General features: G+C 39.7%; 4 protein-coding genes. 1 reads left to right on the plus strand and 3 read right to left on the minus strand.

Going from position 1 to position 14,660, the window contains the following annotated elements; genetic code table 11:
* Positions 1-14: 14 nt before the first annotated feature.
* Both PHE88_10320 and PHE88_10325 read right to left on the minus strand, forming a co-directional pair.
* Positions 15-9,686, minus strand: a complete 9,672-nt coding sequence (locus tag PHE88_10320) for an FG-GAP-like repeat-containing protein (protein ID MDD5688212.1) — start codon at positions 9,684-9,686, stop codon at positions 15-17.
* 216 nt (positions 9,687-9,902) lie between these two features.
* A complete protein-coding gene (locus PHE88_10325) occupies positions 9,903-10,853 on the minus strand; it encodes a PorV/PorQ family protein (GenBank protein ID MDD5688213.1) in 951 nt (316 codons plus the stop codon).
* An 838-nt stretch (positions 10,854-11,691) separates the two neighbouring features.
* On the opposite strand from PHE88_10325, the gene PHE88_10330 reads away from it, so the two are divergent.
* Entirely contained in the window at positions 11,692-12,483 is a 792-nt protein-coding gene (locus tag PHE88_10330) for an AraC family transcriptional regulator (protein MDD5688214.1), read from the plus strand.
* A gap of 86 nt (positions 12,484-12,569) precedes the next feature.
* Here PHE88_10330 and PHE88_10335 read toward each other — a convergent pair whose 3' ends face one another.
* Positions 12,570-14,570 (minus strand): glycoside hydrolase family 127 protein, encoded by a 2,001-nt coding sequence (locus tag PHE88_10335; protein ID MDD5688215.1) that lies wholly within the window; start codon positions 14,568-14,570, stop codon positions 12,570-12,572.
* Positions 14,571-14,660 lie beyond the last annotated feature (90 nt).

Below are 14,660 nucleotides of genomic sequence, written 5' to 3' on the forward strand. Positions count from 1 at the left end.
CTATGACGCTTCTCTTATTTCACTAATCCTATTTTCCCGGTCTTCTTGTTACCAGCACTGTCTTCTATCTGATATACATATACTCCTCTGCCTACTTTGTCGCCATCGGCATTCTTACCATCCCACTCTATCCAGCCAAGATTGCCAAAATCTATCTCTTTCAATTCTCTAACTAATCCTCCGGATACGTTATACAACTTCATCACGCTGTTTACAGGCAGGTTCATTACCTTTAACTTTCCCAAAACCGCTGTAGTAGGATTGTAGGGGTTAGGATAGACTCGGACATTGTTCATATCAGCAGATAAATAACTACCCAATATACGGTATGTTGAAAAATGTTTGACTGTTGCAGTTACTGTATTGTTTGTTTTGTCTACTGTCTGAATTCCTGTAACCAATTCCCAATCTGTCCCGGTCCAGTAGTAGATTCTAAGTCCATCCTCATTTAACGTTCCTATATCCGATGCTGTCCATGGTATAGTTATATTAACTGCTCTTGTAAATACCTGGTCCTCCAATTTCGGCGCACTTTCACCAAATGTTAACTCGCCAAAATTATAACATATCGGATTAACTGTGTTTACATATTTTATTGAGTTCTTCACTGCAGGTACCGCACTCGTCTTTATTGACGCAAGATACTTGTTCGTAGATAAGACTCCCGTAGGTATTAATATCTTCAGTCCGTTAGCACCCCGTATTGTTCCACCCTGGTAGCCTACTAACTTAGAGATATACATATCATTGAAACTTATCACGATCGGCGCTGTTGTATCGCCTGTTAGCTCTACCGTATTTATATCACTACGGAACGGTATTGAAACTTCCTTCTCGCCGGAATCTGCCCCGGTCAATGTTGAATCTGTTGTATCCAGAACACTACTCTTACTGTTCTTGGTTGTAAGTGTTACTGTTCCTGTGTAATCGGTCGCAATACTGTTCTCATCTACGTTATATACCTGAACTTTGAACTTCAAACTCGCAGCTGCAGATGCTCCTGTCTTGGTTGCAGTTGTCCCGTCATCGTAGTAATAAGTATATATCTTGTGCTTTAAGTTATATGTCTTGAAACTATACTGCGATGATGTTGCAAGGTTACCGGTTGCATCTTTGCTATAAACCTTATAATAATATATTTTACCTTTCTGTAATCCGGTAATAGTAACACTGTGTAGCATATACTTTGCGGTATCTAACGTCGTTGTACTGCCCAGCGATGTTGTAAGTCCATATGCTACCTGCGAATCGGACGCCTCATCTGTATTCCACGTTATTACTGCAGTATTCTGCGATACACCGGCTACAACATTGCTTATTACCGGTGCCTTAGTATCATTTGCTGTTGTTGTAAAACTGTAATCTCCGGTCGTAGTAGGGTTACCATTCATATCTGTCGACACTATCCGGTAATGATATAATGTATTTTCGGTAAGCCCGCTGAGTGTAACACTGTGGTTATATACTCCACCGGAATCTGTTACAGGTGTTGAATTACCATAACTTGTTGTTAAACCATATTCTACTTTACTGGTAGATGGCTCATTCGTGGTCCATCTTATTACTATTCCACTGCCGGATATATTCGATGGTGTTACAACACTTACTACCGGTGGTGTTATATCAGCACTTAGTCTTATTATCTTAATGTAATTAAAATTACCGTTCCAATCTGCACTGCCGGAATCCATTACTAATTTCATTATCTGGCTGCCGGAGGTAAGTGACACATTTGATGATACTTCTATATCAGTCCATACCTGAAAACCACCTGTCACTGGTACACTTACAGATGGTGTTAGAATATATGGAGTTAAATTGTGTGTTCCAAACTCAATGTGTATTGGATTTCCGGCACTTGCAAGTCCGTTGGCTGCTCTTAGTATTATCTTGTATTCAGCAGTCTCACTCACACTTACACTATATTCCAACCATTCGGTTGGTAGCGTCCATCCTACATCGTACCCACCACCGGTATCACCGCAAATCTCTATATCCACTGCTTCAGTTGTCCTGTATGCTCCGCCACTGTTGCCTGGTGTTGTATCATTATATGTCTCTCCTTCAGCCAAACCTGTTGTTACTGTATCATAATTTTCCACCTCTATAGTTGATGTTCCTATTCCTATCTGCCATGGCAATGCTGAACCATCAACATGATATGCATGCTGAGGTGAAGTGCCTGTTATTGTATATGCCACGCTATTTACTGAACTGTCGGTCATTGCTGCTTTGAATGCACGGGCTCGGACTGTCGCACTCGCAGTTAACGTGAATGGTGCCGAATATAATATTGACGATGATGTTGGGTCTGTTATTCCATCTGTCGTATATCTTATCGTTGCTCCGTTGGTTGCACAGCCGAGTGTTACAGTAACAAAATCTGAATATGTTCCTGCGCTTGGACTAATTGTCGGTGTTGCTACTGTGTTAGGTGTCTCTGCACTTATTCTTACTAATTTTATGTAGTTAAAATCACCACACCATTCCGCTGTGCTGTTTTCCATAACTAACTTCATTATCTGGTTGCCTGCGGTAAGCGTTACCGAAGATGAGATTTCTACATCAGCCCAAGTATCAAAACCACCTGTCGGCGGCACACCTATGGACGGTGTTGTACTATATGGTGATAAATTATGTGTACCAAATTCAAGGTGTATCGGACCGGCAGTATCCATAAGTCCGTTAGCTGTCCTTAATATTACTTTATATTCACCGCCTTGATTCACATTTATGCTGTATTCCAGCCATTCACCGGGTTTCGCCCAACCAACCTGGTATCCGGCACCTGTATCAGAGCATGCTCTCACATCTACATCATCTGTTCTGTATTCATTACCGCTGTTACCCACCGTTGTATCACTATATGCCTCACCCTCTCCAGTACCACTTGTTACCATATCGTAATCTTCCATCTGTATAGTTGTCGTTCCTGTTCCTATTGACCAAGCCACCCCACCCGGGTATGCCTGCTGTTGTGAAACAGAACCTGCGGTTATTACTATTATTTGCGATGCTGTTGTCGTTGTTGCATTACTATTATCAGTTGCTTTCGCAGTTATACTATACGTTCCTGCACCAACACTGTTCCATGTGTAACTATACGGCGAACTTGTGTCTTCACCAAGCAGGGTGATGCCATTGTAAAATTCCACTTTGCTTACTGTTCCATCACTGTCTGATGCTGTAGCGTCTATTCGGACTGTCGCCGGCGCATTAGTACCGTTCGTTATCGCTATTGTGCTTATGCTTATTGTCGGTGGTTGAGAAGTTAAATTCATATCCGCTAATATCTCATCTACTGTAAGTGCTACATCATATATCTTAACACCATCCATGGCACCGTTTAAAGGTTCTTGATTTGCGCCATTAACTCCTAACCTTAATGCAGCACCGGATGCTGTTATATTACCGGTTTGTGCAGTACTACCTCTTTCAACGCCGTCTACATATATCTTCATTGTAGCGCCGTTATATACAGCAGCCACGTGATACCAGTTACTACCGGCGGTCAAGTTCTGACTGGCAGATAATAATTTAAGAGAACCCCCGATATTTAGAGCAAAACGCGGTGTTAATACTGTAGGATTGCTGCTAATCCAATCCCCATGCAGGGAATATGAATAATACGGGTCATTATGTGTGCCGTCTGCTGCGGGTTTCGCTATAAAGACTTGATATCCATTACTTGCAGCTATACTGTCTATCCTAACCCAGGTTATCAATGTTAACTGGTCACCATTTATATCTAACGATGTTGAATTAGGAACGCTGACATAATCATTAGTTCCGTCAAATTTTAACCCGGTACCTACTTTACCGGCAACCCAGCAAGTGCTGGTGTCCATATTAGTTAATGTACCATTATTATTATTGCCGGATGTATCTGTTGCTGTTGAACTACCTGATGTGCCTTCCATATCCCATTTGCCTACAGGAATAAGCGAACCTGAACTTTTGACTTTAATGCTGACTTGTGTACTACCGGTTTTATTAAGATTATCGGTCGCTACCACCCTTATAGTATAATTACCAGTTTTAACACTATTCCACGTGTAACTATACGGCGAAGTGTTGTCTGTTCCAAGTAAAGTATTGCCATTGTAAAAATCTACTTTTGAAACAGAAACATCATCATACGCTGTTGCATTTATTATTATATTTGAATTGTACTCAAATTCCTGATTAGGTGTAGGATTTGATATTACTACCACCGGTGCAGGATTATTATCGCCGCCACCACCAAAAGGATTGTCATTACGTAAGATATACATTAAACCACCGGTAGAACCATCAGAGGTAAAATTAGCTACCCATGTAATATTTACCATATCAAGGTCTCCATCACCATCTAAGTCAGATAGATATGCAGAGTTGTGAGTTTCCTTTGTTAACAATAAATTCTTAGTAAAACTTCCGGTTCCGTTGTTTTCCCATATTGATATCTCTTTGTTACCGTAAACTTCGCCGGTTACTACATCTATATCTCCATCAAAATCCAAATCGGCAACACCCAGCGAGTTGGTTGATGCCTGCTTTACTATCTCATTTGAATTTCCCCAGTTAGTTGCTGTCTTCGGGTCTGCCGGACAGGTAAACCAATATGTACGACTTGTTTCTCTATTGGGGTTTGAACCATCCCAGACTTCATCTGTCATTACTAAATCAAGCCGGCCATCACCGTTTAAATCTGCCAGCTCTACTCTGTCAGCTCCATCAGAGCCAGAAATTGTAGAAAGTGGGGATGCGTTGCCTATTGTGTGTTCTATCCAGTTACCATTTGTTGCCGGATAGGGGTTTTCCCACCACACCACTGTCTGATTATCCGACTTCACTCCTGCAACATCTATATCTCCGTCCCCATCTATATCTCCTACTGATATTCCTTGTGTATTATTACTATTGCTTATTTCAGTAACTTGCCAACTATCGGGGGTTTGAGGATTGACCAATGGTATCTGTATGTAATACACTCTTCCTTTCACTGTTCCAGGATTAGCAGGATCACCGGCAGCAATAACTATCTCTTCTCTGCCACCGGGAATTATTTGTGCCATTTTCATTCCCTGCGATTGTGAATGAAGGGTTGGAGGTATTTTGGTATTTGGTACAACCCGTATAGCCGTCCAATCGCCTGTCGTGTCTCCTGCCCCGGTTTTTTCTAACCAGTATACACCGGGATTAGGAGTAAAACTAGAATTAAGTCCAAAAGCTATTACATCGGCATTTGCATCGCTATCTACATCGGTAACCAAACTGGCATCCACATTTACCGGGAATATTGTTCTTGTCCAGTTTCCGGTCATATCACCAGCAGGGTTTTTGTAGAAGTACTTTCCCGAAACTATATCCTTATACCCGTCATTATTCATATCTGCAGCAGCAATTCCAAACCACCTATACCAGCTACCGTACCCTGCTCTGGTTGTGTCTACTTCTTTATATGTCCAATTGGTAAGTCCTTTCTTTCCGCCACCTGTCTGTAGCCAAACTGCTATCTCGCTCTCACCGGCAGGTTTACCCTGGTCTGCATAACTCTTCTGGAAAATATCAAGCCTGCCGTCACCATTAAAATCGCCTAATCTTGATTCGTGGTTATTCAGTCCTGTTCCTAATGATAAAGTTTCTGTAAAACCAGGATTAGCAGCACCGTCATTTTTATATATTAACATCCTGCCCGTAGCCGTGGCGTCATTCAATCCTGAAGTAAATATCTCAGCAAAGAAAATATCAATATCACCATCAGTGTCTAAATCTCCCACTCTTACACTATGTCCATATTTTACATTGGTATCTAACGTGTGTTTTGTCCAGTCAGAAGGTGTTCCTGATGTCCCTCCATTCCATTCGTACCATGCAAGAAAACCCGTGAAATCTCCAGCTCCAAAAACTACCTCAGGTCTACCGCCTTTCTTTAACTGTCCTACTGCTACCCGGCCCCTCACGGCACTTTCTGCTGTATCTATATCACTTCGTGTATATTGTATTCCACTTACATACTTCCACCAACCGCCACCACCAACGATATCTACTTTTCCATCTAAATCAATATCGGCTGCCACCATACCTTCCCAGTATTTGCCATCTGTTATGTTTGTTTTTGTCGCAATAGTGTCATATGGCCAAGCTGTAGTGCGGGTTTTTGCATCTGCTGGTACTTTGGCTAAATATAATTTGCTTGTACCTGATGAACCTTCTTGCCGGCCAAACCAAGCCAACTCTAATTTACCATCACCGTCAAAATCCCCAAAAGCAGAATCATGCTGATAGTTATAATCTCCACTTTTTACCAAGTGACATTTCCAACTGGTTGCAGTAAGAACATTTTGTGGTCCCGGGTTTTCCCACCACCATGCCTGATTAGAAGTCCAGTCACCTGTAAAGAAAATATCTAAGTCACCGTCATTATCTATATCCGCAAAGGTACCGCCTGCTTCTATAGGATAAATTCCTGATTCAATAACATGTTTGTCCCAGTTATTACCATTCTTCTTATACCATACAATTGCAGGTCCTGCTTTTCTCTCCATAACAACTGGTTCGTCTATCCCATCATTATCTATATCTAACACAAGACTTGCTGTATATTCACCTGTGCCGGGCAAAGGTATATACCCGTCTTTACTTGAATATTTTGTAAATCCGGTTGGTGTAGATGCTGCAGATATTATATATGCTGCTGAATTCTCGTAACTGTTCTCTAAACCTGATTTAACCGCAGCGACTCTTAACGTACCTGAAGCAGATATTGTAGCTACCTGCGGAGAATTGCCGGAAGTCGCTGTTAAGCTTGTCAATGGGTCACTACCATCTGTTGTATATTTTATTGTAGCTCCACCGGTTCCACAGGATATTACGTTTAATTGAGGTCCTGAGTAAGTACCTGCCGGCAAACTAAATTGCGGTGTTGCTACTTTTGTAGGTCCACCACTACTACCGGGTGTTCCTAAAGTAGTAGTCAAATCTCGCCACGCAGATTCTATTGTGTCTTTGGTGGTTGCATAATCACGGCTGTCGGCAAAACCTATTGTGAAATACGCAGGTGTATAATTTAGTTGTCCTACCAAACCTGAACCCCTGCCAAAACCAAACACTGTCATTGGCGGATATGTGTAATATGAATCGGTTAAGCCATCAGGGTTCTTATGATTAACAAGATACAAACTTCTATTTATACTTCCATCTGCAAAATATACCCACTCAGGGTCCGGCAACTCGTCATTATTAGGACTGGTTGCAGATATATTCATACGCGTATTGTCAGATTTTACAATATAATCAGAAGCAGTATCTAATGAACCTCCGGGTGTACCTTCATACAAGAACCAATATCCCCTGTTAGGGTCTCTTTCATATAATGTCATTCTTGCATATTTAGGGAATACATCCCAATAACATTTCCATTTATTATCGCTGCTTACTGAACTTATCCGGACTTTCAATGGTCCCTGACTTATTATATTACTCGTTGATGCGCCTTTGTTGTTTGCTGAACCATCAAACCCGGGATGAAAATAACATTTTACGGTATCTGTCGGATTTTGTTCGTATGCCATATTTGGTATTCCGCGGTATTCACCTGCCCCGCCGGTTGCCAAACTATAACTAATCCAGTCGTTGTTCTGGCTGTCTACCATACTGGAAAAACCTGCACCTACCTTATGATAATAGTAGGTTGCATTCGCTGTATCAAACTTGTAACTTGCCTGATTCTCATCCATCACGTTATCTGTCAATGTTACCTGTTTTGTAAAATTTACTTTTGTGATAGACGGGTCTATATCAAAAAATATCCTGAAATATCTAGTTGCACTTGCATTCGTTGTACCACTCATCATAAATGTAACTGTACCTATCGCATTGCTCGCTGCATTATATGTAGCGTCTTTGTCAAACTGAAATACAACACTGTCATTTATTACTGTATTACCGGTACTGTCGGTCTCTCTCACCCTTAAAGATTGGTCATTCAAACTACCGCTTACACTAAGAGCGGTAAGATATTGAGTAAAATTAACTGCGACTTCGACCGGTTTATCAGACCTTGTATAATTACCGACTGCCACATTTACCGGCACATAGTATAAAGGGTCACCTTGTGGAGGTGCTGTTATTGTAAATGCCGCTGATGTTACCACATTACTGTTTAACATACCTGTTTTAGTTGCTATCGCTTTTAACGTAGTATCCTGAGATATTGTTAAAGGAGAAGAATATACTGTTCCATTTGTCGGGTCACTGCCATCTGTTGTATATCTTATTATTGCTCCAGCGGTTGCACAGGTTATCTGTACTGTCTGGGCACTGCTATATGTCCCGCCGTTAGGATTTATTGACGGGTCTGCTACTGTTTGCATCCCACCGGTGTTATATTGTACAAATAAGACAGGTCCGGGCCAGGTTACTTCGGGTCCGTGGGTCCAATTGACAATACCTTGAGCAGTTAACCTAAACTCCTTAGTTCCTACTGTTATAAGACTTGTCGGGACTGTTATATTACTAAAACCATAATCATGATCTGTTCCGTTAGGAAAAGTAGTACAAATCTGCGTTCCTGCTAATGTTACTGACTGTGTGATACCGCCTTCCGCGCCATTCCAGTTAACAACTGATATTCTTGCACCGGTAACCGTTAATGGGCTTGACGGAATAGCAATATTGCAGATTTTATAATTAGGACTAGTACCGGCTACCACAGAAAAACCTGTTGGGACATTGGATGGTTTATACATCTTAACAGAAATGGTTGTACGTGAAAGACTTACACCTGCTATTTCGGGTGTTGCATAACACATATTATCACTGCCTACTATTACTGCCATAAACTTCATTGATGATGCCGCCTGGTCAGGAACCCATGTTGTATCCCAGGTAACTGAATATGGTGCTGATGTATCTGTTCCTATGTGACCCGCCATCGCTCCGTTACGGACTAAATACCTGTAATGCCATTGCGTATATATGCCATCGCCATTTTCGTCAAAATCATCATAATAGCCTATAAAATCCACCCGGTTTATTCCTCCGGAATAAGTATTTACATTAGCTGAAATTGTAGGATTATCGTTTATTGTTGAACTGGCCGTCGGGGAGGTTATACTGCCAGTCGGATGGGTTTTATTAGCATCATAGTATACTCTTAACTTTAAACCATAATATGCCCATTGACCCCAGCCCATACTGTTACATGTCTGTGGTCCGGCTGTAAATTCTATAGTGTTACTTCCGGGTAGCAGTTGGCTAAGCGGTATAGCAACTGCAGGATATCTAACATTAAGATAACACTCGGGACTTGATACGTCTGTGTTTTCCGGTATATTTATCCATGCATTATTATTTACTTTGAATTTTTTGCCGCTAGTACCAATATGACCGCCCCACATTTCTACTACTACTTCTGCGCCTGTAGCATTGGTTAAATCAACAGAAGTAAAAGTCTGCACGTAATTTGGAAGAAAATCTATAGGGTCATTACAACTACCAGCTATCGGTGCATATGTTGCTCCGGGGTCGGTTACCCTATAGAACATATTAGCACAATTTCTAGATGGTGGCGTTGTCCATACATATACTTCTTTAAATATATCTCCGGGTGCTATACCGCTGCCCGGTGCTGCCTGCAATACTGCTGCGAAACCCGTCATTACTACTGCAACCATCATACACCATCTGATAATCTTACCCATATTTTTACCTCCATTTACACCAGCTCTTATGTTATTATGTTCTAATGTTATCATATTATCAAATTATATTAATTTATCAATCTTTTAATCTTTCAATTCTCTAATTCACTAATCCACTAATTATTTTCTTTACAGAAGCAGAGCGGAGTTTATCCCGCATATTTGTTATGCGGGACTCTGCAGCTACTTTTAACTAAGTACCAAACACCTCTGTTTTTATTCTTTTGCCCCGAACCTTATACCAAGCGATATCCTGTGTGTGTCTCCTAAATCTTTTGTCGGGACAAATGCATAATCTATATTGAATGTTGAGCTTTCACCGGTTATCTTAAACCCGCCGCCTAATGTGTATGTCTCTTCGTCATATCCGAGCTTGTAGCCTGCTCGAATTGCTATCATCTCTGCTATTAATAATTCTAAACCTATATTCTCTTTTGTAATTGCACTGTCTAATCCATAATTTACATCTGCTGCTACCGTCAAATTGTTCTCACCTTCAAATGCTGATAGCTTCTTGCCTAATCCCGCTTTTATATTGCCGGGCAAACTGTCACTGCCTACTTTCCCGCCTAAGTTCTGGACTGCTAACCCTAATTGTAACCCGCCTTTTACAGGAACATATTCTACTCCAAAATCTAATCCAAACCCTGATGCACTGTCACTATCTATCTTCTGGCTTACCATCTTCAAACTACCGCCTACATTTATTGTTTCATCTATCTGTTTGCCATAACTTATTGCTCCACCCATGTCTTTTGCGTTAAAACTACCTACACTACCAACAGCATCATAACCACCATTGGCATCTTCTAATGTCTTATCCATACTGCCATAACTTACATACATTATTTGTAAGCCTATTGTTGAACTTTCATTAATCGGATGTCCTACTGCCAAATACTCATAACTTATTCCTTCAAAAAGTGATAAATGCATAAATGATAGTTCGGTAGCACTTACTGAACCTAACCCAGCAGGGTTCCAATACACACTATTTACATCTTCGGCTACTGCTACCTGTGCACCACCCATACCTTCCTGCTTTGCACCTATTCCTACTTTTAAAAACTCCATAGCTGAAGTACCGACATCGGCATCTACTTTACCCGTACATATAGTACCTATAACCATTACTATCAACATTACTGCATTTAACATCTTGCGCATATTACCTCCATTTGCTGAAATTTATTGAAACTTATTGAAATTGATTGCAATTTGTTGTTAAATTTCTACAATTTACTAACTTTTATTTCAAATAAAAAAAAGTTTCTTAAAAAACTAGATAAATACTTAATTAAGTTTTTTCAACCTAATTAACTAATTCGCTAATTCTCTAATCAACTTTTTTGTTTTCGATAACCTTGCTGGCTTGATAGCTACAAGCGTGTAAACCGCTTGTGGTTTGGCGTTTATCGGTAACCTGTGTTGGCTCTATCTATCTTAGCCCTTGGTTTTGCGAACTCATCCCGCTTTCGCAGGAGCAGCCTTTTCGGATTAGTGCTCGGAGCTCGGACCTACTGGACCGAGCGAGAACACAATCCCGCATTAAGCGGGGTAAAACAACATGTGATTCTTTTTCCTCCTGTTTAACTATTTTATGTGTTATTAACCTTCAGTTTTGTTTAAGCTTGCTAATTAGTTGCCTTAGATTGCAATTAGTTGTCATAAGTTGTGCTTCACTACATATATAACCTATTGCTGATTTTTTGTCAAGAACTTTTATTTACACAAAATCGCTATTGATATTTTTATAAGACAACCATTTCATCCTCGGTAAAAATGAAAACAATGATGCCCTATGTACGATATTTTTACGTAAAATTATACTATTAAAATAAAAAACTCCTCAGAAGATAAAAAAAAACATTAAGCTAATATATACAAACTTACCTTTGTTGCATTTTAGATGATTCGGTACGAAATCTTGACAATTTTTTGATTTTTTATATAATGCTTTCAATAAATGAAAAAGTAATGCCTAAATAATTGCCACACTTTTACTATGAAAACAAAAAACTCCTCAGAAAATAAAAAACCAATTAATTTAATTGATATATCGTATGTCGGTCCAAGTCCTATCTGGGGAAAGAACGGACATTATCATTTTTTTCACGAACTCGTAATTGTTCTTAAGGGTCCTTTGCTTGTTAATATATTAGGGAAAACTGTTCGTGCGAGTTATGGTGATATCTTATTTTATAACGAAGGCGTACCCCACAAAGAACATTCCTATCGCGGAAAGCGAGTTGAAGTTATCTGTATCTCCTGGGAAGAAAAAAGAAAAATTAATTTCCCTGTTTTAACTCATGATACAAACGGGAATATTACTTATTTGGCTAAATGGGCATGTAAACAAGACCAGTCAAGTTACCCCTATAAACGTTTAATGCAAGATAAAATTTTTGAAGTTATACGTGTTGAATTAGCAAAAATTTCCGAATCCGAAAAAGAACACCATCTTATCAAGAAAATAAAAAACTTTATGCTGCATAATTTCAACAAGTCACTAACACTGGAAAACTTGGCAAATTATGCCCGCATTAAAAAACATTATTTCTTAAAGAAATATAAAAAACTTACAGGACGAACTCCAATGGACGATTTAAGAAATATTCGTCTTGAAATCGCTAAAGATATGATTTTAACTTCAACTTTACCGCTAAAAGATATTTCCACTAAGGTAGGGTTTAATAATGTACACCTCTTTTCAGAACTATTTCAGAAGTATTTCAACATGCCTCCAGGTCACTTTCAAAAAAGCACATCTTTTCGCAGAAACACCGTTTTCTTGTAAAACATCGAATTTGAGTCCTACTTGACATAAAGCTGATTCGTCAGATTCTGTTATAAGAGACTTTTGCAGATTGTGACCGGCTAAACTCATTTTTTCCAGTCGCGGGCGCAGGGTCCTTCGCCAATAACAGGGAAACAGGATATTCGTAGGCGGGCACATCCTAAAGGAATAAGAGTTATTTTTTCTTTTGGTTTATCTGATTTGATGGGACCCGGTTGAAGGCTTTGTACCGTCTCATTTTTCAAACCCCAGTCAGATATTATTTTACCATTTGCTTTGATTTCAATAGGGCTATTTTCAATTGTCCATGGTTGATTAGGAATTTTTTTCTTTTTAATGATATGTAAATCTGCTGAAGGATTATTTGTGTCAACAACCAAACCATAATTCCATGGTGTTACGGGTAATACTTCCCATTCCGGCCATTTTTTCGTTCCACCGCATTTCTGCCATCGTTCTTCAATTTTCAGCGAATAACTAAGCGGACCATGATTTACCGTTATACTTCCGGTTCGCGGCCATGTAGTAAGTGAGGTTTCCATTAGCATTTTTAATGAAACTACGTCACCATTTTTCCACGTCCGTTCAACACGTAAATAAGTTCCGGGTTTAGATGTAACTTTCAAAGGACGATTATTTATATTAACTTTGAATTTGTGGCACCACCCGGGTATGCGAAGATATAGCGGAAAAGATACTGGCTTTGAACTTTTAAATACCATTTTTACTGCACCATCAAAAGGATAATCTGTTTCAACATTAAATATTACTTTTGTCCCATTTTCACCGACCTTAGCCGTAACTTCATTGGACGCATAAAGCCAGGCTGCAAGACCACTGTCAGAAGTCGCCTGCCATAAGTTTTGTACATACCAGGGCCATCCCATTGCCACATTATGCTGGCAACAGCGATATCTGTTGTCTGGAGAATAAGTAATCATACGTACTTTGTTGGTATAATCGTGTTTTTCATATTTATCCAATTGAGGTTGATTTGAAGCAGTCAGGTAATGTAAAGCTTTCAGGTCTTTAGTTTGAGAAGCAGGAAAGTGATTAAGTGTAATATCTTCGCACCTGTCGGCGTATTTCGCTTCACCCGTGATTCTTCCAAGGATATAAAAGCTTTTATTAAATTCAACCATCGCACAGGTTTCAAATGCCTGGCGCGGGTCTGTATAACCATGCCGGATTTTTTCATCAGCGCCAAAAATACCTCTCGGTTGTTGTCCCCATGTTCCCATATGCTGGTCATACCAGTAATCGGTCTGTGCCAAATGATAGGGATATTTTGACTGAACATAATAATTACCTGAATAGCGAAATCGCTGGGTAAAATGAACGACATGATGTTCTAACCACTCGTCTGTTGGTGGTTCTATTTGTCGGTAAAATCTCGTTGCAAGGTCTAACAGCCATTCCTCGCCTGTATGATTATAAAGCCAGTATATATGCGGAAGCATATCGCCTGCACGCAATATCTGAACAGATACATACCATGTAAATCCATCAGTGTTAGCCGGAATAAATTGGTCATCGGGTAAATTCTTACAGAATTTAAAAAAGTGGGTCATCATTGGAATAACTCTTGAATCGGACGTGTGTTCATAATGGCTTCTAATCGCATCCAGCATAACCATGTGGGGCCAAAGATCACATATTTTTTGTCCATTCTTACCAATAATACACTTATGATATTTTGCACCAAAATATCCGTCTTCATCTTGACTTGCAATTACAGCATCAATCCATTTTTTTGCTTCAGAAAACAGACGTTTATCTCCGGTCAATACGGCTAAATCATAAAACCCGCGTAACCAGTAAGGTTGTTCCTCCCAACCTTCTTTATTACCGCCAAACCAACCGTTATCTGATTTTAAAAAATCACTTAATTCTGACAAACGGCCGGTCATTCCATTTATCATCAGGTCAAGCTGGTGTTTCAGCCACCCTTTTGGTTTAATACTGCCAAGTGGAAGTTTTGCGAAAGGATTAGGTAGAAGCGGAGAGCGGTTAAATAAATAATGTTTACTTTTTTCTTTTGATATTTCAGGTTTTTCTACAGAAGTAATTTTTATAGCATTTTTCATATGTTTTTTCAACGACTAAACAGATTATAATGTTTTCCCTTCCAAAAATCAAGATTTTTTTATAAACAAAAGAAGCAATCTCAATAAATA

The organism is Elusimicrobiota bacterium, assembly GCA_028718185.1.
GTDB lineage: Bacteria > Elusimicrobiota > UBA8919 > UBA8919 > UBA8919 > JAQUMH01.